Origin of the sequence: Kitasatospora sp. NBC_00315, assembly GCF_041435095.1 — a bacterium.
Taxonomy (GTDB): Bacteria; Actinomycetota; Actinomycetes; order Streptomycetales; family Streptomycetaceae; genus Kitasatospora.
This window is the reverse complement of sequence record NZ_CP108025.1, coordinates 4,651,533-4,672,309: the sequence shown is the minus strand read 5'-3', so window position 1 is coordinate 4,672,309 and position 20,777 is coordinate 4,651,533. Positions and strand designations below refer to the sequence as shown.

General features: G+C 74.6%; 19 protein-coding genes. 13 read left to right on the top strand and 6 right to left on the bottom strand.

Translation table 11 applies throughout. The features are described from left to right. Positions 1-27 precede the first annotated feature (27 nt). Together OG823_RS19195 and OG823_RS19190 are read right to left on the bottom strand one after the other, a co-directional pair. Positions 28-2,409 carry a tetratricopeptide repeat protein gene (locus OG823_RS19195; protein WP_371480819.1) on the bottom strand — a complete coding sequence of 794 codons (2,382 nt, stop codon included), beginning with the start codon at positions 2,407-2,409 and terminating at the stop codon, positions 28-30. A gap of 142 nt (positions 2,410-2,551) precedes the next feature. Further along, complete coding sequence (locus OG823_RS19190) at positions 2,552-4,465, bottom strand: ATP-binding protein (protein WP_371480818.1); 1,914 nt, start codon at positions 4,463-4,465, stop codon at positions 2,552-2,554. Positions 4,466-4,755: 290 nt separating this feature from the next. On the opposite strand from OG823_RS19190, the gene OG823_RS19185 reads away from it, so the two are divergent. Then, positions 4,756-5,073 (top strand): hypothetical protein, encoded by a 318-nt coding sequence (locus tag OG823_RS19185; protein WP_371480817.1) that lies wholly within the window; start codon positions 4,756-4,758, stop codon positions 5,071-5,073. A gap of 160 nt (positions 5,074-5,233) precedes the next feature. Here OG823_RS19185 and OG823_RS19180 read toward each other — a convergent pair whose 3' ends face one another. After that, positions 5,234-6,433, bottom strand: coding sequence for a TetR/AcrR family transcriptional regulator (locus OG823_RS19180; protein WP_371480816.1), 1,200 nt, complete (start codon positions 6,431-6,433; stop codon positions 5,234-5,236). Between the two features lie 227 nt (positions 6,434-6,660). Between OG823_RS19180 and OG823_RS19175 the strand changes: the two genes are divergently transcribed. After that, entirely contained in the window at positions 6,661-7,818 is a 1,158-nt protein-coding gene (locus OG823_RS19175) for an acyl-CoA dehydrogenase family protein (protein ID WP_371480815.1), read from the top strand. Between the two features lie 100 nt (positions 7,819-7,918). Here the strand turns inward: OG823_RS19175 and OG823_RS19170 are convergent, their stop codons facing one another. Beyond that, complete coding sequence (locus OG823_RS19170) at positions 7,919-8,185, bottom strand: hypothetical protein (protein WP_371480814.1); 267 nt, start codon at positions 8,183-8,185, stop codon at positions 7,919-7,921. A gap of 187 nt (positions 8,186-8,372) precedes the next feature. Between OG823_RS19170 and OG823_RS19165 the strand changes: the two genes are divergently transcribed. Then, entirely contained in the window at positions 8,373-8,690 is a 318-nt protein-coding gene (locus OG823_RS19165; protein ID WP_371480813.1) for a cupin, read from the top strand. Between the two features lie 72 nt (positions 8,691-8,762). Here OG823_RS19165 and OG823_RS19160 read toward each other — a convergent pair whose 3' ends face one another. Continuing rightward, complete coding sequence (locus OG823_RS19160; RefSeq protein ID WP_371480812.1) at positions 8,763-9,359, bottom strand: TetR/AcrR family transcriptional regulator; 597 nt, start codon at positions 9,357-9,359, stop codon at positions 8,763-8,765. Between the two features lie 97 nt (positions 9,360-9,456). Here OG823_RS19160 and OG823_RS19155 point away from each other — a divergent pair, with 97 nt between their 5' ends. From OG823_RS19155 to OG823_RS19110, 10 genes are all read left to right on the top strand, one after another. Continuing rightward, on the top strand, positions 9,457-11,013 hold the full coding sequence (locus OG823_RS19155) for an MFS transporter (RefSeq protein ID WP_371480811.1): 1,557 nt from the start codon (positions 9,457-9,459) through the stop codon (positions 11,011-11,013). A gap of 387 nt (positions 11,014-11,400) precedes the next feature. After that, entirely contained in the window at positions 11,401-11,694 is a 294-nt protein-coding gene (tatA, locus tag OG823_RS19150; protein WP_371480810.1) for a Sec-independent protein translocase subunit TatA, read from the top strand. 391 nt (positions 11,695-12,085) lie between these two features. Then, the gene (locus OG823_RS19145; protein WP_371480809.1) at positions 12,086-13,495 is read left to right on the top strand and encodes an ATP-binding protein; all 1,410 of its coding nucleotides are present in this window, start codon (positions 12,086-12,088) and stop codon (positions 13,493-13,495) included. Beyond that, entirely contained in the window at positions 13,492-13,917 is a 426-nt protein-coding gene (locus OG823_RS19140; RefSeq protein ID WP_371480808.1) for a roadblock/LC7 domain-containing protein, read from the top strand. The genes OG823_RS19145 and OG823_RS19140 overlap by 4 nt, the downstream gene beginning before the upstream one ends. Continuing rightward, on the top strand, positions 13,914-14,270 hold the full coding sequence (locus tag OG823_RS19135; protein WP_371480807.1) for a DUF742 domain-containing protein: 357 nt from the start codon (positions 13,914-13,916) through the stop codon (positions 14,268-14,270). Before OG823_RS19140 ends, OG823_RS19135 begins: the two co-directional genes overlap by 4 nt. Beyond that, positions 14,248-14,856 carry an ATP/GTP-binding protein gene (locus OG823_RS19130; RefSeq protein WP_371480806.1) on the top strand — a complete coding sequence of 203 codons (609 nt, stop codon included), beginning with the start codon at positions 14,248-14,250 and terminating at the stop codon, positions 14,854-14,856. Before OG823_RS19135 ends, OG823_RS19130 begins: the two co-directional genes overlap by 23 nt. Before the next feature lie 92 nt (positions 14,857-14,948). Further along, complete coding sequence (locus OG823_RS19125; RefSeq protein ID WP_371484535.1) at positions 14,949-16,418, top strand: cytochrome P450; 1,470 nt, start codon at positions 14,949-14,951, stop codon at positions 16,416-16,418. Continuing rightward, positions 16,382-17,536 (top strand): cytochrome P450, encoded by a 1,155-nt coding sequence (locus OG823_RS19120; protein ID WP_371480805.1) that lies wholly within the window; start codon positions 16,382-16,384, stop codon positions 17,534-17,536. Before OG823_RS19125 ends, OG823_RS19120 begins: the two co-directional genes overlap by 37 nt. A 141-nt stretch (positions 17,537-17,677) precedes the next feature. Then, entirely contained in the window at positions 17,678-18,337 is a 660-nt protein-coding gene (locus tag OG823_RS19115) for a MerR family transcriptional regulator (RefSeq protein WP_371480804.1), read from the top strand. 198 nt (positions 18,338-18,535) lie between these two features. After that, positions 18,536-19,156: a potassium channel family protein gene (locus tag OG823_RS19110; protein WP_371480803.1), complete on the top strand. Its 621-nt coding sequence runs from the start codon at positions 18,536-18,538 to the stop codon at positions 19,154-19,156. Positions 19,157-19,166: 10 nt separating this feature from the next. Here OG823_RS19110 and OG823_RS19105 read toward each other — a convergent pair whose 3' ends face one another. Then, positions 19,167-20,747 (bottom strand): protein kinase, encoded by a 1,581-nt coding sequence (locus tag OG823_RS19105; protein ID WP_371484533.1) that lies wholly within the window; start codon positions 20,745-20,747, stop codon positions 19,167-19,169. Positions 20,748-20,777 lie beyond the last annotated feature (30 nt).

Genomic DNA, 20,777 nt, shown 5'->3' with positions numbered 1-20,777 from the left:
GGACGTACCGGCCCGGGGACGAACGGCTCAGAGGCCGTAACGCCGGACGGTCTCCTCGTGCCGGGCCGTGTCGGCGCCCGCCGCCTTCGCCAGGTCGGGCCAGGCGAGCGGGTGCTTCCACCGCCTGGTCAGCCGGTGCAGCAACGCGTCCGCCTCGGCGCACCCGGCGGTGGGCGGCACGCCGAGCGCCGCGTAGACGCCCGGCAGCCGCCCGTCCTCGTCGCCCGGATCGGTGATCGCGTACTCGTCCCCGCTGTAGGCCCAGACCCCGTAGCCGGCCTCGGCCAGCTCCTTGCGGAAGGACGCCCACTTCTTGTCGCCCGGCCAGCCGCCGTCGATCCAGTAGGTGGTGTAGCCGGCCGGGTCGAGCAGGGTGAGCAGCCGGAAGACCGGCCGCCAGCGCTCGCGGACCTGCTGCGGGGCGTCCGCACCCGGTGCCGCCTCCAGCAGCGCGGGCGCGAAGACCACGACGTCGTTGTGGTTGAGCGGCACGTCGTCGCCGAGCACCGGCAGGATCCGGGCGGTGGCCGGGCCGGTCCGCACCGCCGGGAGGTCGACGTTCGCGCCGCCCGTCCTGGTGGCGCGGACGGTGATCAGCTGCCACTCCTCGTCCACCGGCCCGTGCGGCCGGTCGAAGGCGAGCCCGAGCCGGGCGCCGGCCGAGCGGACGGCCTGCCAGTCCCGGTTCGCGGTGGCGGCGGTGATCAGCTGCCAGAGGTCGGACTCCTGGACGGTACGGTGCCGCTCCTGCGGTGGAGTGCCCTCGGCCGGGAGGGCGTGCAGCAGGATCTCCTCGTAGAGGCGCTGGGCCTGCCCGTGGTCGCCCAGTTCGGTGGCCGCGGCCGCGGCCAGCCGTCGGGTGTTGATCCGGGTGGGCTCCTGGGCCAGCAGCGCGGCGCAGTGCTCGCCGACGTCGGCCCACCGGCTCTCGGCGGCGGCCCAGCGGGCCCGCGTCCAGTGCGCGTCGGCGGGGCTGACGTCCTGCAGGCGGTCGGCCAGCCGGCGGACCCCCTCGCCGTCCCCGGCGTCGATCAGGACGGAGCCGAGCAGGCCGGCCAGGTTCTCGTGCCCCGGATCCCGGTCGAGCCGCTCCCAGAGCAGGTCGGTGGCGGCCCGGGTGTGTCCCAGGGCTCCGAGCGCACCGGCCAGCCGGACGGCCAGTTCGGTGCCCGCGGCCAGGTGCTCGGCGGACTCAGGGCCCTCCTCGTGGCGGGCGTGCGCGGCGGCGAGAAGATCCGCGTCGGCCTCCTGGTCCCCCTCCTGCGTCCGGGCGTCGAGCAGCGCCACCAGCTCGGCCGGCGGCACCGGCAGCGGCGGAACCGGCAGCGCTTCGGCCGCGGCCCGCAGCTCGGCGATCAGCTCGGCGACGCCCTCGGTACGGCGCAGCAGGGCGAGCTTGCGCTCGCCGGTGGCGGCGAGGGTCAGCGCCACCGTCCGGGCGCCGCGAGCCAGTGCCAGCCGGCCGGCCGACAGCAGCAGGTCCACACAGGGGCGGTGGGATCCGGTGGAGTCCAGGTAGCCGACCCAGCCGGTGAGGGCGGCGCCGAGCCCGGCGGTGTTCTCCCGTACGCCGGCGGCGACCAGGATCTCGACGGTGTCGACCCAGACGGGACGCAGATCCGCGTACTGCTCGGCCTGGTCGATCGACGGCAGCAGGGCGAGGGCCTCGTCGGTGCGGCCGAGGCGGGCGAGGGCGCGGGCCCGCTGCAGCGCGCCCCAGCGGCGGTCGCTGTCGCTGAGTTCGGCGCCGCGGGCCCGTTCGGCCTGCTCGGCGGTGTCCAGCAGGGTGAGGATCTCCTCGTCCCGGCCCAGCAGGTGCAGCGTGCCGGCCCGGGCGTGGTGGAAGTGCAGGGAGAGCCGCTGGCCGGCCGCCTGCATCCGGGTGGCGGCGGTGTCGAGGTGGGAGAGCGCCTCCGCCGGCCGCCCGTCGTCCTCCAGCGCGTCGGAGTACTCGCGGGAGAGGCAGTCGAAGCAGGCCCGGGCGGGCTCGATCCGCTCCAGCGTCTCCCCGAGGACGGCGAGCCGCTCCGGGACGTAGCCCGGACCGTCCACCCGCGCGTGGCAGATCGCGAAGTCCTGCACCACGCAGACCGACTGCGGGCAGCTCTCGGTCTGCTCGCGGTGGGCGAACTCCAGCAGGTCCACCGCCTCGGGGAGGGCCAGCTCGCCCTGGTGGCGCTTGTTGAGCAGGTTCTGCATCCGCCAGTGCCTGAGATAGACCTCGACCCAGGGCAGGTCCAGCGACCGCGCGGTGGCCAGCGCTTCGGGGAACACCGCGTCGAGCTGCTCGTTGCGGCCCTCGTTGGCGTGACCGGGGAGTTCGTAGATGGCCTCGGCGAGGCGGTGGTGGCCGGCCTCGGCCAGCTGCCGGTGGGCGTCGTGGACCCAGGCCCAGATGTCACTGCTCATGCGGTCTCCCCCTGCGGGTCGGGCGGTGCGGTGGCGACGGCCGGGCCGCCGCCGGTGTGCGGTGCGGCGGTGTGCGGCGTGGCCGGGTGCGGGGCCGGGGCCGGGGCCGGGTGCGGCGTGGCCGGGCGCGGGCGGCGCGGCCTCACGCCGGGTCCTCGTCCGGCAGGGTGTCGGGGACCGCCGCCAGACCGGCGGGCCGGGCCGCGGTGAGCGCGCGGACGGCGGTGCCGATGCCGGCCAGCGCGGCGGTCAGATCGCCGGCGGGTGCGCCGGCCGAGGACGGCCCGGACGCGGCGGCCATGATCACCTTGAGCGAGCTGAGCAGCCCGGCCGCCGTCGCCGCGCCGGTGTGCCCGGCGCGGTAGGCGGTGAGCAGGTCCTGGACGGCGGGTGCGGCGAGGTTGAGGTAGAGCCGGGCCCTGACCTCACCGCCGGTGCGGGCGGTGAAGGCCCGGGCGAGCCGCAGCGCGGCGGACGGGATCCGGCCGTCCGCCCGGTCGTCCTCGATCCGGGACTTGAGCTCGGCCTCCCGGTCGGGCACCAGGACGAGCGGCAGCCCGGGCGGGTCGAAGCGGGCCGGGACCAGCTGCTCGCCGTCGTCCGCCAGGGCGGCGGCCAGCCAGGCGCGCTCCTCCGCGGGCAGCGGCCGCTCGGGCTCGCGGAACAGCTCGCGGTTGCCGTTCTCGCTGCCGAGTTCGACGATCCGGCACTCCCGCAGCCGGGCGTAGCGGCGCAGGAACGGCAGCACCGCGTACCGGTCGCCCCGGGCGATCGGCACCTGCATGGCGCGGTAGAGCATCTCCTCGAACCCGCCGCTGCTGCCGAGCGCGACGTGCACCGCGCCACCGCCGGCGGCCCGCAGTGCGCCCGCCGTCAGGTCGCCCTGCGAGGTGGGCACCGGGACGTCGTCGGCGAGCAGGGTGAACAGCCGGTCGTCGCAGAGCGCGGCGCCGAGCAGGTCCTGACCGTGCCGGGCGAGGATGCGGCGCCAGGCGGCGGGGTGCAGCCGGGCGGTCTCGTAGAGGCCGTCGACGATGGCGTCGGTGAGCGCCTGCTGGAGGGCGCGGTAGTGATCGTCGCGCTGGAGGTCCTCCCGGCTGGCGGTCGGCGTCAGCCGGCTGGACTCGACCACGCCGCCGACGAACCCGGCCCAGCTGGGCAGCAGGTCCCGGGCGTCCTCGGAGAGCAGCATGCCGCGCAGGTAGACGGCGAGGTCGCGGTTGTCGCTGCTGCCGTACGTACCGCCGTCCTGGACCCAGAGCAGGCCGACCGCGTCGGTGCCGCCCTCGACCGGGGTGACGGGAAAGGCGGTGAGCGGCTCGAAGCGCCGGCCGAACGCGGCGGCGAACCGCATCCGGGCGGCGTGCGGGTCTCCCGGCACGGACTCGCGCCAGGGCACCGGCACGTCGTTGACCGGCCGGTCGTCGTCGCCGACGTACACCGGGATCGGGAGCAGGACGCAGTACCGGCCGAGCACCTCGCGCAGCGCGTGTTCGTCGGCGAGGTGCGCGTGCTCGGCCTTGAGGGTCAGCTCGACGACGCTGCCGGGCCCCGGGCGGGCGGCGGTCGCCTCCACGCTGTACTGCTCGCCGCCGCGGCTGCGGTAGCGGTGGCCCAGGGCGGGCTCGCGGTGCGAGGTGGTGGTGACGGTGACCTCGTCGGCGACCGAGAAGGCCGACAGGAAGCCGAGGCCGAACGCGCCGATCAGTGCGTCGTCGCCGGTGACCTCGCGCAGCAGCCGGGTGTACCCGGTGCCGACGGTGGCCAGGTAGGAGTGGATCTCCGGCTCGGTCAGGCCGGCGCCGGTGTCCTCGATGCTGACGGTACGCCGCGCGGAGTCGCCGCGGACGCGGATCAGCGGCGGGTGGCCGCCGTCCGGGTCCTCCAGCCGGCGCCGGGTGTGCGAGTCGTGGGCGTTCTGGACGAGTTCGCGCAACGCGACCAGCGGTGTGGAGTAGAGGTGCGTGGCGAGGACGCTCACCAGACCACCGAGGTCGACCTCGGTCGTACGCAGATCTTCGGCGGGCACGGGGTCGGAGCGGTGGCCTTCAGACATGAGGCCACAGTGTGCCAGTACGACTATTGCGCGGACCATTCCTTAATCGTCGCGGCCGGGTCCGGGCCCCGGCCGGGGGATTCCGACCGTCCCGGCGGGCCCCGGTGCGGTGCGGCCCGTTCCGGTGCCGGGCGGCCGGGATGACACCATCGGGCGAACTGTGCCCGGTTCGATGGAACCGGGCCCGCCCCCTGGTGAACGCTGACCACGCGACGTCAGGCAACGGCGCACTCCCGGGGCGGCCACTCCGGGGGCGCCAACTCTCGCACCCGTCCTTCAGGGAGACCATCGTGTCCCGCATTCGCGCAGTCGCCGCCGTCACCGCCCTCGGAGCCCTCCTGTTCGTGGGGGTCGGCACCGCCCGGGCCGACGACGGCGCCGCAGCCGCCGACCACTCCAACAGCAGCGTCGTCAGCAGCGCCGGCTCCGGCAACATCGTCGGCGGTGTGCTCGGCAACGCCGCCGCCTCGCAGGCCGGCGCCACGGGCTCTGGCGCCGGCAACCAGAACAACAACACCGGGGTGGCCGGGAACACCGGCGGGGTCGGCGCCCTTCAGGGCAACACCGCCGTCGCGCACGAGGTCTACTACCCGTTCGTCCTCTACTAGGCCGGTCGTCGGTCCGGCCGGTGGCCGGGCCGCCCGGCCGACGTGCCCGGCCGCTGCCCGGGACCGCCACCGACCGCCCGCACGGGGCCCGGTGGCGGTCCACCGCCGCTCCCGCTCCCGCCGGGCGGCCCGTCCCGGTCCCCGTCCCGGGCCGGCTCGCTCACAGGCCGAGGACGGCCAGGCTCATCCGCTCCAGACAGTCCGCCAGATCCGCCCGCGCACTCTGCGGACCGTTCCGCACCCCGTCGTTGACCAGCGCGAACATCGAGTGCACCCGGATCCGGGCCTCCGCGTTGTCGTACCCGGGGCGTACCTGCCGCAGGAGCCCGACCCAGGTCCGCAGGAAGTCCCGGCGGAAGTCCACGGCGGCCCTGCGGTCGGCCGGGGCCAGCCGCTCGGTCTCGCTCAGCATCGCCCCGAGGTAGTGGCGGTTTCGGCGGGCGAAGCCGATGTACGCCCGCAGCCCGGCCGCCAGGGCCCCCGCCGGATCGCCGTCCGGTGCGGCGCCGCCCGCCGCCGCGCCGGTGATCGCCGCCTCCACCTCGTGCCACAGCCGCTCCCGGCAGCGCACCAGCGAGGCGGCGAGCAGGGCCGCCTTGGTGTCGAAGTGCCGGTAGACGCTCGGCCCCGCGATACCGACGGCCGCACCGAGCTCGCCGGTGCTCACGTTGTCGAAGCCGCGCTCGTGGAAGAGCTGGACGGCGACCGCGAGGAGTTCCTCGCGGCGGTTGCGCTGCCGCGGCACGGCGGCCGGCGCCGGCAGCGGGGGCTCCGGCCGGGCCCCGTCGAAGGAGACCGCCAGCAGCGCCGACCCGATGGCGGTCAGCAGCCCCTCGAACCGCCGGCGCGGCGGCGCGAAGGTGTGGTGGGAGAGGGCGCCGTAGACCGACAGCGCCGACCAGCAGAGCAACTCGGCGTCGAAGGAGGGAAGTCCGGGACGCTCGGCGCGCAGGGTCGAGGCCATCAGGCGGACGTCGGCGCGCAGGTCCCGGCGCAGGCCGGCCCGCAGGGCGGGCGGCAGCAGGCGGGCGTCACGCTGCCAGAGCGTGCCGAGTGCGCGATGGTCGATCGCCACCCCGGCCAGTGCCCGGCAGAGCCCGTCGACCGAGCCGGCCGCACCCACCCCGGCCGCGAGCGCGTCCGTCCCGGAGCGGATCACCTGGTGGAGGAGTTCGGGCTTGCCCCGGAAGTGCCGGTAGAGGGCCGGCGCGGTGATCCCGACGCCCTCGGCGATGTCGGCCATCGAGACCTGGTGGTAGCCGCCGCGGTGGAAGCGGTCGGCCGCGAGCAGCACGATCTGCGCCCTGCGCCCGGCCGGGCGCCTGCCCGCCGGGGGCCGCTCCCGCGCCGCGTCCGCCACCGTCGTGCTCCTCTGCCGCGCCGACCCGCGCACCGGGCCCGCCCGCAGGCTACCAAGGATTCACTTACCGCCGGATCCTCCCAGCTGAGCCGGTCGGTTCGGCCGGCCGCGATCCTCGGCGGCCGCTATGGACAGCAGAAGCTACCCGCGATTAACTTGTCGCGCGATCCTCCTGGCCGTCGACCGCGCCAGGCCCCCGCAGGAGCACCACCGAAGGGAGCGCCGTCGTGCGCCGTACCGTGTTCAACGAGGACCACGAGGCCTTCCGGGAGACCGTCCGGGACTTCATCTCCAAGGAGGTCGCCCCGGTCTACGAGAGCTGGGAGGCCGAGGGCCACCCGCCGCGCGACTTCTACCGCAGGATCGGCGCGCTCGGCGTCTTCGGCATCGAGGTCCCCGAGGAGTACGGCGGCGCCGGCGAGACGGGCTTCAAGTACCAGGCGGTCGTCACCGAGGAGTGCGCCCGCGCCGGCGTGACGTTCGGCTCGGCCGGCGTGCACACCGGCCTGGTGCTGCCGTACCTGCTGGAGTACGCCAACGAGGAGCAGAAGCGGCGCTGGCTGCCCGGCTTCGTCTCCGGCGACATCATGACGGCCATCGCGATGACCGAGCCTGGTGCGGGCTCGGACCTCGCGGGCATCACCACCTCCGCGAAGCTGTCCGAGGACGGCACCCACTACGTCCTCAACGGCGCCAAGACCTTCATCACCGGCGGCGTGCTCGCCGACCTGGTGCTGGTGATCGCCCGCACCTCGCCCCACGACCCGGCCGACCGCCGGGCGGGTCTGTCCATCCTGTGCGTGGACACCACGTCGGAGGGCTACACGGTCGGCCGCAAGCTGCAGAAGATCGGCCTGCGCACCTCCGACACCGCCGAACTCGCCTTCAGCGACGTCCGGGTGCCGGTGGCCGACCTGCTCGGCGAGGAGGGCCGGGCCTTCAGCTACCTGACCCACAACCTGGTGCAGGAGCGGCTCGCGATCGCGGTGGGCGCGTACGCCTCCGCGGCGGCGGCCGTGCGCTTCGCCGTCCAGTACGTGAAGGACCGCAAGGTGTTCGGCAAGGCGGTCGCCGAGTTCCAGAACACCAAGTTCGTGCTGGCCGACTGCGAGGCCCAGGTGGTCGCCCAGCAGTCGATGATCGACCGGGCGCTGGAGCTCTACCAGGAGGGCGGGCTGACGGTGGCCGACGCCGCCGCGGCCAAGCTGTTCTGCACCGAGTCGGCCTCCGAGGTGATCGACAAGTGCCTCCAGCTGCACGGCGGTTACGGCTACATCCTGGAGTACCCGATCGCCCGGCTCTACACCGACAACCGGGTGTTCCGGATCTACGGCGGCACCAGCGAGGTCATGCGGACGATCATCGCGAAGTCGCTGGGGCTGTAGGCCCGTCGCCGTCCCGTGCCGGCGCGCGACCGAGCCGCTCCGGAGGATCCCGCCGGAGCGGCTCGGGGGGGTGCGGGCCGCCACCGCGGCGGCGGACCGGTCAGTTGCTGGACGCGCCCTGCTCCGCCCGCCATGCCTCCCAGCCCGCCATCGAAGCCGTCCTGGCACCCCGGAGGGTGCGACTGGCCAGCTCGGCGGGCGGGGTGTCCAGCTGCCGCACCCACCCACGCCCGGCCGAGACGAGGGCCACGCCGACCATCGCCGCGCCGGCCAGCCCGAGTGCCGCCCCGATGCCGCTGAGCACCGCTCCGCCGGCCAGGAGGGAGCGGTTGACCTGGAATCCACTGAGGACATTCTGATTCGCCATGAGGCCACCTTCGGTCCGATGCCCCGCCCCCGCACCCGGGGTACGGCCGGACGGGGGTACGGGCGTGCCGCGGGTGGCGTGCGACCCGCCGGCGGCGGAGGGGGCCGGCCGGCCGCGCGCGGTCGGCGTGCGGATCCGGGCCGGTCGGATCTAGGGTCGCGGACGGGGGCCCCTGCAGGAGGACGCGATGGACGATCTCGTACAGCTCGCCGACGACCACGCCGCGAAGGCCGCCGCCAGCCCGCACGGGCGCAGCGCCCACCTGGTGGTCCATGACGGGGTGCTGCGGCAGACCGTGATCGCGCTGACCGCCGGCACCTCACTGGACGAGCACAACGCACCGGCCGCCGCGAGCCTGCAGGTGCTGCGCGGCCGGGTGTCGGTGACCATCGCCGGGCGGCGCCAGGAGCTGTCCACGGGGCAACTGCAGCCCATCCCGCAGGAGCGGCACGGGCTGCTGGCGCACGTCGACTCCGTGGTGCTGCTGACCGCCGTCACCAACTGACCCGCCGGCGCCGTTCCGCGGTCGGCACCCGCTGCCCCGGCCCGGCCGGCCGGCGCCGGGCCCGCCGCGGTCCTACGGGGTCGGCTGCGGCGGGTTCAGCACGCTCCCGCTGACCAGTTGAAGGCCGCGCAGGAAGTCCCGGCCGCTCGGGGCCTGCTCCGGGGACGCCATCCACTGCGCCGCCAGACCGGCCAGCAGGGCCTGGTAGAAGATGCCCCGGGCCAGCTCGTCCTCGGTGTCGGGAACCGTGGGCAGGCCCTGGAAGAGCGCCGAGAGCCCCAGCCTCCCCCGCTTCTGCGCCGCTCCGAGCTGCTCCCTGAGCTCCGGCGCGTGCGAGACCTGGGCGATCGCCTCGAACTGGGCCGCCCACAGGCCCCGGTGCTCGGCGAAGCTCTTCAGCACCTCGTCCCAGACGGCGGCGAACACCTCCTGCGGGCCGTCCGCGCCGGCCTCGGCGGCCTCGACCGCGGTGGCCAGCGCTCCGCCCCACTCCCCGATCGCCTCGACCAGGGCCTGGTTGAGCAGCGCCTCCTTCGAGCCGAAGTGGTAGCCGATCGCCGCCAGGCTGACCCCCGAGGCGGACGCGATGTCACGGGCGGTGGTGCGCCCGTAGCCCTTCTCGTACAGGCAGCGCTTGGCGCCGGACAGCAGGTCCTCTCGATTTCCCATGGTCGGATGCTACGCCCTCACATGGACAGATGTCTTGGACGATTGAGTGAGACGCATGTACTAGACACACGTCTGAAACGCTCGTACCGTCTTCCCCATGACCACATCCCACGGCCTCGCCGGCCGCCGCGAGTGGACGGGCCTCGCCGTCCTGCTGCTCCCCGTACTGGTCCTCTCCATGGACATGGGCGTTCTCTTCTTCGCCGTCCCGTTCATCAGCACCGACCTGGCGCCGAGCGGCACCCAGCAGCTGTGGATCATGGACATGTACTCGTTCCTGCTGGCCGGGTGCCTGATCACGATGGGCGCCCTGGGCGACCGGATCGGCCGCCGCCGACTGCTGATGACCGGCGCGGCCGGCTTCGCCGCGGCCTCGCTGCTCGCCGCCCACGCGGACAGCGCCGGCCAGCTGATCGCCGCCCGCGCCCTGCTCGGGGTCGCCGGTGCCACCGTGATGCCCTCGACGCTCGCGCTGATCCGCACCATGTTCCACGACCCCGGGCAGCGTCGGATCGCGCTCGCCGCCTGGGGCGGGGCGCTCACCGGCGGGGCCACCCTGGGACCGGTCGCGGGCGGCCTGCTGCTGGCCCACTTCTGGTGGGGGTCGGCCTTTCTGATCGCGGTCCCGGTGATGGCCCTGGTGCCGGTCGTCGCGCCTTTCCTGCTGCCCGAGCACCGCACCCCGCGGGCCGGGAGCTTCGACCTGCCGGGCGCCGCCCTGTCGCTGGCCGCGATCATGCCGCTCGTCTACGGCGTCAAGACCCTCGCGGTGGACGGCTGGAGCCTGCCGCCCGCCCTGGCACTGCCGGTAGGACTGCTGCTCGGCGCGGCGTTCCTGCGCCGCCAGCGCAGCGCCGAGCACCCGCTGCTCGACCTGGGCCTGTTTCGCCTGCGAACCTTCAGTGCGGCGATCACGGTGAACACCATGGCGATGTTCGCGATGATGGGCTTCACCCTCTTCACCTCGCAGTACCTGCAGCTGGTCAAGGGCATGAGCCCGCTCACCGCGTCGCTCTGGGCGCTGGTGCCGAGCGTCGGGGTCGGGGCCGCCGTCGGGCTCTCCGGTGCGCTGGCCGGCAGGGTCCGCCCCGCGCACCTGATGGCCGGCGGCTTCCTGATCGGCGCGGCCGGCTTCGCGATGATGACGGCGGTCGGCCCGCACTCCCCGCTCGCGCTGATCCTGACGGCGGCCGGCGTGCTGGCGGCCGGCAGCGTCGGGACCATGACCCTGACCGCCGAGATGGTGGTCTCCGCCGCCCCGCCCGAGCAGGCCGGCGCCGCCTCCGCCACCTCGGAGACCGCGGTCGAACTCGGCAGCTCCCTGGGCATCGCCCTGCTCGGCGCGGCGGGCGCCGCGGTCTACCGGTCCCGGCTCGACGGCGCACTCCCGGCCGGCCTGCCGGCCGACGCCGCCAGGGCGGCGTCGGACACGCTGGGCGGCGCGGTCGCCGCCGCGGGCCGGCTGCCGGGCCGGATCGGCACGGACGTCCTGGACGCCGCGCGGTCGGCCTTCACCGACGGTCTGCACGTCGCGGCGGCGGTCGGGCTGGTCCTCATGGTCGCCGCCTCGGCGACGGCCCACCGGCTGCTGAAGCACCTCCCGGCGCACGCCGCGCCGGTGCCCGCGGACCGGGCGGAGCCCGCCCGGGTGTGACCTCCCGGGTGTGACCTCCCGGGTGTGACCTCCCGGACGCGACCTCCCGGACGGACGACGGGGCGAACGACGGGGCGGAGGCGGCAACACCGGGCCGCCGACCGCCCCCCTGCCGGGCGAAACGGCGCGTACCGAGCGGCGGCGGCGCTCCCGGAACGCCGGGCGCGGCAGCCGATCCGCGCAGCTCAGCAGGGGTTTCACCGACCGGGCGGCACCGGCGGAAAGGCCCGGGCCGGGTGACGGATTCCACCCGCGTGGCCCCGGTATTTTGACCATCGTTTCCCGGCCGGTGTATACGTTCGACGCATTCGACAGGCATACTGACCGGGTCGGGCGGTTTGCCCGGGCATTGCAAACGGCGAGAATCGAAGGGACCGGTGGTCAGGGATGCTGCGTAACGGTCTGGAGCCCTGGCACCTCCTGGTGGTGCTGGCTATCATCATCCTGCTTTTCGGATCGAAGAAGCTGCCCGAGATGGCACGCGGACTCGGCAAGTCCATGCGCATCCTGAAGGCCGAGACGAAGGCCCTGCGCGAGGACGACCCGCAGGCCGACGCCGCGGCGCAGAACGCGACCGCCGCGTCCACCGCCTCGCCGGCCGCGGAGCAGCCGCGCCCCGCCGTGACGCCGGTGAACATCACCACGGCGACCGAGGGCACCAAGTCGGCCAACAACGCCTGACCCGGCACCCTGTTCTTCCCCGGAGCCCGCGGACCGTCCCAGGACGGACCGCGGGCTCCGTGGCGTTCCACCCCGGCGGCCCGACGACGCCGAACGGGACGACGGCCGAACGGACCGGCCCCGGCCCGGGCGCCGACACCGGCACGGCGGACGCCGACGGGAGCGGACCAGCGCCGTCGCGCGCGGCCACGGACACCCGCCGCCGTCGACCCGGCCCGGGTCCGGCGGCGAGCGTCCACATTCCCGTTACAGCAGCAACATTGACCTATCATCATTCAACTGTTCGTCAGATCACCATCCGAGATGACTCTCTGACAATGCCTCTCTCATCCGTCTAGGATGACCGAGGCCTGTCACCCATCGGCGGATTCCCATCCGCCACGAGGATCTGATGACCCCACACATACCGGACGCCGCCTCGTGGTGCCTGGCGGCCGGGGCTCTCGTCGCCGCCGCCCTGCTGATCCGCCAACGACGGATCAGCGGCTCCCTCGGCGAGCGGATCAGCCTCCTTGAGGAGTCCGTGGACGCGCGGGACGAGGCGGCCAGGCGGCTGGCCTCGCTCCAGGCACCGGCCCTCGCCGCCGAACCGCACGCCGGCATCGCCGAACCCCCCGACCACCGCCTGGCCGGAACGGAGTTCGCCGACCATCTGCACAGCGTGCTGGAGCAGTTCGGCGGCGCTGCCGCCCTGGCCAGGGACCGCGCCGAGCAGTCCGCCAGGGCCGCGCTCAAGGGCGCCGTCCGCTCGCTCCAGGGCCTGGCGAACGAACAGCAGCTCTCCATCTCGGACATGCAGGACCGGCACGACGATCCCGACGTCCTGCGGGATCTGCTGGAGATCGACCACGCCAACTCGCAGTTCGGCCGCCGCGCCCAGGCGATCGCCGTGCTCTGCGGCTCCTGGCCGGGTCGTCAGCGCCGGGTCTCACCGCTCTCGGACGTGGTCCGCGGCGCGAAGTCCCGGATCCGCGACTACCGGCGGGTGCAGATCCGCACCCAGCTGGACCTCGCGGTGGTGAGCCGCGCGGTGGAGCCGGTCGTCCTCGCGGTCGCCGAGCTGCTCGACAACGCCGCCCGGCACTCGCAGCCCAACACCACGGTCGAGGTGAACCTCCAGCCCGCGCACAACGGCGCCTGCATCGTGATCGACGACGCGGGGGTCGGCATGGAGGGCCGCGAGGTGCTGCGGGCCGCCCAACTGCTCTCCGGACAGCAGACGGTGGACGTGACCCGGCTCGGCGACCCGCCGCAGTTCGGCTTCGCGGTGATCGGCGTGCTGGCCGCCCGCTACGGCTTCAGTGTCTCCGTCGACACCCGGTCGCCGTACGGGGGCGTGCGCGCGGTGGTGTTCCTGCCGAGCGCCCTGCTCACCCAGCCCGAGCCAGACACCGAACCGGCCTCCCTGCCGGCCACCCTGCCGGAGAGCGCCGTCACCACCGCCCCGGCTTCGCCCGTCCGCCCCGCCGCCCCCGCCGCACCGGAGGACGCCGCACCGGCGCCCCGGCCGCTCGGCCGGACCGCGCTCGGCCAGACCGGCCTCGGCCAGACCGCGGGCGGTCTGCCGAAGCGCCGGCGCCGCCACGCGGCCGCCGGTCAGCCGGACGAGCCCGCCACCGCGGCCCCGACGGCCGCCGGCCCCTACCCGGCCGACACCCGGCAACTCGGCGCCGAGGACGACTGGGACGCCGCGTGGGGACGCTCCGCCGAGGACACCGCAAGCCGGATGGGCGCCTTCGCCCGCGGCACCCGGGCGGGGCGCGCCGCCACCAACGACCCCGAAGGGACCCAGCAGGCATGAACAGCCCGCTCAACAGCCACCTGAACAACGAGCTCGGCTGGATGCTCGACGACGTCCTGCTGGTGCCCGAGGCCCGCCACGCCATCCTGCTCTCCGCGGACGGCATCCTGCGCGCGCACTCGCGCGGCATCTCCCGGGACGAGGCCGACCGCCAGGCCGCCGCACTCTCCGGGCTGCAGTCGATCAGCCGCTCCACCGCCGGCTTCGCCGGCCGCGAGGGCACCCCGTGGCGGCAGACCCTGATCGAGTTCGCCGACGGCTACGTGTTCCTGGTGGCCGCCGGGCCCGGTGCCTACCTCGCGGTGTCCGCGAGCGAGAGCGTCGACATGGAGGCGGTCAGCTACCGGATGCAGAAGCTGGTCGACCGGCTCGGCAAGGAACTCACCAGCCCGCCGCGGCACGACGTCGGCAGCCGGGCGTGAGCACCGGGCGCGGCGGCCGGGGCCTGGTCCGACCGTACGTGGTGACCGACGGCCGCTCCCACCCCAGCCGCAACACCTTCGACCTGGTCACCCTCGTCAGCGCGATGCCGGACCGCCCACTCGCCGGGCTCAGCCAGGAACGCCGCCGGATCGTCGAACTCTGCCTGCTCGGCGCGCTGTCGGTGGCCGAGGTGGCCGGCCACCTGCACCTGCCGGTGAGCGTCACCAAGGTGCTGCTCGGCGACCTCGTCGACAGCGGCCACATCATCACCCGGGCTGCCGTACCGCGCACCCCGCTCCCCGAATCCCAGCTTCTGCGGGAGGTACTGCATGGCCTCCGGGCCCGCCTCTGACATCTACCTCGCCCCGACCGTGCGCACCGCCGTGAAACTCCTGGTGGTCGGCCACTTCGCGGTCGGCAAGACCACCTTCGTCGGGACCCTCTCCGAGATCCCGCCGCTGCGCACCGAGGAGCGGATGACCCAGGCCGGCGCGCTGGTCGACGACCTGGCCGGGGTGCACGGCAAGGACACCACCACCGTCGCCCTGGACTTCGGCCGGCTGACCCTCAGCGAGAGCCTGGTGCTGTACCTGTTCGGCGCACCCGGACAGCAGCGCTTCACCCCGCTCTGGAAGGACATGGCCTACGGCGCGCTCGGCGCACTGGTGCTCACCGACACCCGCCGGCTGGAGCAGTCCTTCGCCGTGATGGACCTGTTGGAGGAGCACGGCCTGCCCTACGCCGTGGCCGTCAACCACTTCGACGGCGCACCGGAGTTCGCCGAGGCCGAGCTGCGCGAGGCGCTCGACCTGCTGCCGGAGACACCCCTGGTCGGCTGCGACGCCCGGGACACCGCCTCCGCGACCCGGGCCCTGGTGACGCTGGTCGAGTACCTGTACGCGCGTGTCGAGAACCCCACCGAACTGGAGCCAGCGTGACCCTCCCCGTCCCGCCCCCGGGCTGCCCGGCACACGCCGGCGGCGGCTCGCCCGAGATCCCGCAGCAGGGGATGCCGCCGGGCGGATTCCCGATGTACGGCAAGGAGTTCGCCGCCGACCCGGCCGCGTTCTACCAGCACCTGCGGCAGTACGGCCCGGCCGCGCCGGTCGAGCTCTACCCCGGCGTCCGGGCGAGCCTGGTGACCTCGTACGCCGCCGCGCTGGACGTGCTGCGCACGCCCGAGACCTTCTCCAAGGACTCCCGGCGCTGGAACGACCTGAACAACGGCCGGATCGCGCCCGACAACCCGGCGCGGCCGATGATGGAGTACCGGCCGAACTGCCTGCTCACGGACGGCGCCGAGCACGCCCGGCTGCGCGGCGCCGTGGACGACAGCCTGGAGCGGCTCGATCCGGTCGCGTTGCGCGGCTACGTGGAGCGCAGCGCCGACCAGCTGATCGACCGCTTCGCCGAGCGCGGCGAGGCCGACCTGGTGGCCGACTACGCGCGCACCCTTCCGCTACTCGTGTTCAACGAACTCTTCGGCTCACCGGCGGAGTTCGGCGACCGGCTGGTCGCCGGGCTGATCGGGATCTTCGACGGGATCGACGCCGAGCGCGCCAACCAGGAGCTCACCGAGTGCATGCTGGAGCTGGTCGCCTACAAGCGCGCCCGGCCCGGCCCCGACATCACCTCCTGGCTGATGGCCCACTCGGCCCGGCTGACCGACGAGGAGATGGTGCACCAGCTCGTCCTGCTGATGGGCGCCGGCACCGAGCCGCAGCTCAACCTGATCACCAACGGCCTGCGGCTGCTGCTCTCGGACGACCGCTTCGCGGGCAGCCTGGCCGGCGGGTCCCTGCCGGTCGAGGACGCCCTCGACGAGGTGCTGTGGGCCGACCCGCCGATGGCCAACTACGCCGTGCACTTCCCGGTCCGGGACGTCGATCTCGGCGGCGTGCGACTGCCGGCGGGCGATCCGGTGGTGATCAGCTTCTCCGCCGCCAACACCGACCCCGCGCTGGCCGCCGAGCACCGCGCCGGCAACCGCGCCCACCTGGCCTGGAGCGCCGGTCCGCACGCCTGCCCGGCGCAGGGGCCCGCCCGGCTGATCGCCACGGTCGCGGTCGAGAAGCTGCTCGACCGGCTGCCGGACATGGAGCTGGCGCTGCCGGTCGGCGAACTGCCCTGGCGTTCCGGGCCCTTCCACCGGGCCCTGGCGGCGCTGCCGGTGCGCTTCCCGGCCGTCCCGGTGGCCGGGGCACCGGCCGGCGGAACGCCGGGCGCCGGTGCGCGCGCCACCGCTCCACGCAGTGCTCCCCACGATGCAGCTCCACAGAGCACCGATCCCCGCGGCACCGATCCAGGTGCCGTCCCCGGACGTCCCGCCGAGACCACTGGAGAGACCTCATGGCAGCCCCTGCAGACGGATCCGCCGCTACCTGCCCCTACACGCTCGACCCGACCGGCAGCGACATCCACGGCGAGGCCGAGCGTGTCCACCGGGACGGGCCGGTGGCGCGGGTGGAGCTCCCTGGCGGCGTGGTGGCGTGGTCGATAGGCAGCCAGGAGCTCGTCAAGCAGCTGCTGACCGACCCCCGGGTCTCCAAGGACGCCAAGCAGCACTGGCCGGCGTACATCAACGGTGAGATCCCGGCCGACTGGTCGCTGAACCTGTGGGTCGCCGTCGAGAACATGTTCACCGCGTACGGCACCGACCACCGGCGGCTGCGCCGGCTGGTCGCCGCCGCCTTCACCGCCCGCCGCACCGAGGCGATGCGCCCCCGGATCGAGCGGATCACCGCCGACCTGCTGGACGCGCTGGACGCCGCCCCGGCCGGGGAGCCGGTGGACCTGCGCGAGGGGTACGCGTACCCCGTCCCGATCCAGGTCATCTGCGAGCTGTTCGGCGTCCCGGAGGCCTCGCACGCGGCGCTGCGGCACTGCGTGGACGTCATCTTCAACACCAACGCGACGCCCGAGGAGGCCCAGGCCAACGTCGTCGCGGTGTACGGCATCCTGACCGACCTGGTGGCGCTCAAGCGCAGGGAGCCGGGTGACGACCTCACCAGCGTGCTGCTCAGCGTCCGGGACGAGGACCCGGACGCCGAAGGGGCCGCCCAGCTCACCGAGACCGAGCTGGTGGACACCCTGCTGCTGCTGATCAGCGCGGGCCACGAGACCACGGTGAACCTGCTCGACAACGCCATCCACCTGCTGCTGACCCACCCCGAGCAGCTGGCGCACGTCCGGGCGGGCCGGGCCTCCTGGAACGACGTCATCGAGGAGGCGCTGCGGCTGCGCTCCCCCGTCGCCAACCTGCCGCTGCGCTACGCGGTGGAGGACATCAAGGCCGGGGACGTGCTGATCCGCAAGGGCGACGCGATCATCGCCGCGTACGCGGCCGCCGGACGCGACCGCGCCGTGCACGGGGCGGACGCGGACGTCTTCGACGTGACCCGCACCGGCAAGGAGCACCTGGCGTTCGGCCACGGCGTGCACTTCTGCCTCGGCGCGCCGCTGGCCCGGATGGAGGCGGCCATCGCCCTGCCCGGGCTGTTCGAGCGCTTCCCCGACCTCGCACTCGCCGAGCCGGCCGAGGGCCTGCGCCCGGTGGAGTCGTTCATCTCCAACGGCCACCTCTCGCTGCCCGCACGGCTGCGCCCCGCCGCCGGTTAGCCCCCCTGCGGCGGACCGGACCGTCGGCCGGTCCGCTCCGCCGCAGGCCCCCGGAGGGACGTCGCCGGGCCGCCGCAGGGCCTCCTCCGGACGGAAAGTGGAGAGATAGGCTATCCGTACCGCCCCGGAGAAGGAGAGCCGATGCGCGTCGGAGAGCTGAGCACCCGGACGGGCGTCCCGGTGCCGACCATCAAGTACTACCTGCGTGAGGGACTGCTGCCGCCGGGCGAACTCACCAGCCCGAACCAGGCCCAGTACGGCGACGCCCACGTACGCCGGCTCAAGCTGGTCCGCGCGCTGCTGGAGGTCGGGAAGCTCTCCGTCGCCGCCGCCCGCACGGTGCTCGACTCCATCGACGCCCCCGGCGCCGCGCTGCACGACGTGCTCGGCGCCGCCCAGCACGCCATCACCCCGATCGCGGCCGGTGACCCCGACTCGACGGCCCTGCTGGAGGCCCGGGGGCTCACCGACCGGCTGATCGCCGACCGCGGCTGGCTGGTCGAGGCCGACGGGCCGGCCAGGGACGCGCTGACCCAGGTCGTGCTCACCTACCGCGACCTGGGCCAGGACGACATGCTCGGGCTGATCGACGCCTACGCGGACGCGGTCGAGAGGCTCGCCGCCGCGGAGGTGGCCGCCGTCGGCCGCCGTCCCGACCCGGACAGTCAGGTCGAGGGCCTGGTGCTGGGCACCGTGCTCGGCGAGGCCCTGCTCACCGCGCTGCGCCGGCTGGCGCACGAGAACGCCTCCGCGCGGGTGTTCACCGCCGGGGTACCGGCCGGGGCCCCCACCGGGGCATGACCCGGCGGCTCCTGGCCGCGCCCGCCCGGAACGGCGCGTCCCGGACGGCGCCCAGGGCGACGGAGCCCCGCACGACGGGCACCCGGACGGAGCAGCCCGGCGCGCGTTGGCGCCCGCACGGCGTCAGGCTGACGGGGACCGTGCCCGCTGCCCGGCACGGCCCGGAGCCGAGCCCGCCCCGCCAGCAGGATGGTGCCCTTGAAGCAGCTGCGCTCCAGCGCCGTCCGCGACTGGATCCTCCTGCTCGTCGGCCTCCCCATCCTGCTGGTCTGCTACTTCACCCTGCCGCTGGACCGTCTCGGCACCGAGCGGCCGGTGCTCAGCTGGACCCTCTTCTGCCTGGCACTCACCCTGCTGACGGTGCTGCTGCTGCGCAAGATGTGGCAGGTGCTCACGGGGGCCGGCGGCAGACCGGGTCTGGGGCTGGTCTTCCTGATCGGGCTCGCGCTGATCGTCTTCGCCGCGACCTACTACGGGCTGGGCCACGGGACGCAGGAGTTCGCCGGGCTGAACACGCGGCTGGACTCGCTCTACTTCACCGTCGTCACCATGTCGACCGTCGGGTACGGCGACATCACCCCGGCCGGACAGGTCGCGCGCCTGCTGGTGGTGCTCCAGATCTTCTACAACTTCGTCTTCCTGGCCACCGCGGCCGGCACCCTCAGCAGCAGTCTGCGCCGCCAGCTCGGCACCAGGGCCCGCGAAGGCCGTCTGCGCGGCGGTCCGCGCGGGGAGCCGAACCCCGAGCAGGCTCAGGAACAGGAACAGGACGACGACGGCGGCGAGGATCCGGAGCGGCCGCCCCGCCCCGGGCCGTGACCGGCCCGGCTCAGTCGTTGCCGTCGTTGCCGCCCCCGCCGGCGCTGGGGGCCGAGCCGTGGATCGAGGTGATCAGCGCCGTGAGCCGGCCCTGCCAGTTCTGGCCGGTCGCGGCGTCCACGGCGTGCCTCTTGACGAGGTCGCGCACCATCCGCTGGGAGTTCTTCAGCTCCTGCTCGGCGCCGGCCGGCCGGCCGTCGGCCAGGGCCTGCGCGGCGTCGTCCAGCGACACCAGGAGGTCGCCCTGCCGGTCGTGGTCCTTGGGCATCTTGGCCTGCGCGACGGTCTGGCGGAACGCGGTGAGCACGTCGGCCGGCCCCTGGCTGCGCGCCGGCGTGGGCGCGCCCGTGGTCGGGGGGATCGTCCGGACGGCCGAGGGTGAGCCGCTCGGGCCGGTCGCCGGGGCGGCGGACGCGGTGCTGAGGTGGCCCGGCGACGCGGCCCGGGTGTCCGGGCTGCCGAGGGCGCTGACGGCCAGCGTCGCGGCGCCCGCCAGCGCGGCCACCAGCACGGCGCCGATGAGCACCGGCTTGAGCCTGCCCGGCCGCCCCGGAGCGTGCGGGCCCGGCCCGTCGTACCGGTCCGGGCGCCCGTCCTCGTACGGCGCGCCCGCCCCGGCGGGGACGGGCGGCATCAGCGTGGTGGCGGGCCCGCCCTGGTGCCCGCCGGCGGCGACGGGCGGCAGCAGGGTCGTGTGCTGCTGGTCGCCCGCGGCCGGGCCGGCGGACGTGGCCGGGACGGCCGACGTGGCGGGGAAGGCCGGCGGCGCCGCGGCGAGCAGTTCGGACGTCCGGTCGGCGCCCGGCCGGGCCGGGACGGTGGCGAGGAGTTCGGCGCGGGCCGACGCGGCGTCCGGCGGCCGCTCGGCGGGGTTCTTGGCGAGCAGGCGCCCGACCGCCGCCTCCAGCGCCGGCGGCACGTCGGCGCGCAGTGCACGGAGCGCGGGCGGTTGCTCGGTGACGTGCTTGAAGGCGATCGCCACCGGGGTGGCGGCGGTGAACGGCGGCTGCCCGGTGAGCATCTCCGTCAGCACGCAGCCGACCGCGTAGAGGTCGGAGCGCCCGTCCACCTCGCTCGCGGTGGCCTGCTCGGGCGAGAGGTAGGCGGCGGTGCCGAGGACGGTGGCGGCCTGGGTCAGACCGGCGCCGGAGGACCCGGCGCGGGCGATGCCGAAGTCGACGACCTTCACCCCGCCGTCGTACGTGATCATGATGTTGCCGGGCTTGATGTCCCGGTGCACCAGTCCGGCCGCGTGCGCCACCTGCAGTGCCTCGCAGACCGCCGCGCCGATGCCCACCGCGTGCTCCACCGACAGGCCCGGCTGCTCGGCCAGCAGGGTGCTCAGCGACCGGCCGTGCACCAGCTCCATGACGATGTACGGCGAGCCCTGGTCGACCCCCGAGTCGAAGACCATGGCGATCCGCGGGTGGGCCAGCATCGCGGCGTGCTGCGCCTCCCGGCCGAAGCGCTCGGCGAAGCGCGGGTCGTCGGCGAGGCCGCCGTTGAGCACCTTGACGGCGACCTGACGGCCCAGCACGCGGTCGAGGCCGCGCCAGACGGTGGCCATGCCTCCGACGCCGAGTATCTCCACGAGCTCGTAACGCCCGTTCAGCGCCCGTCC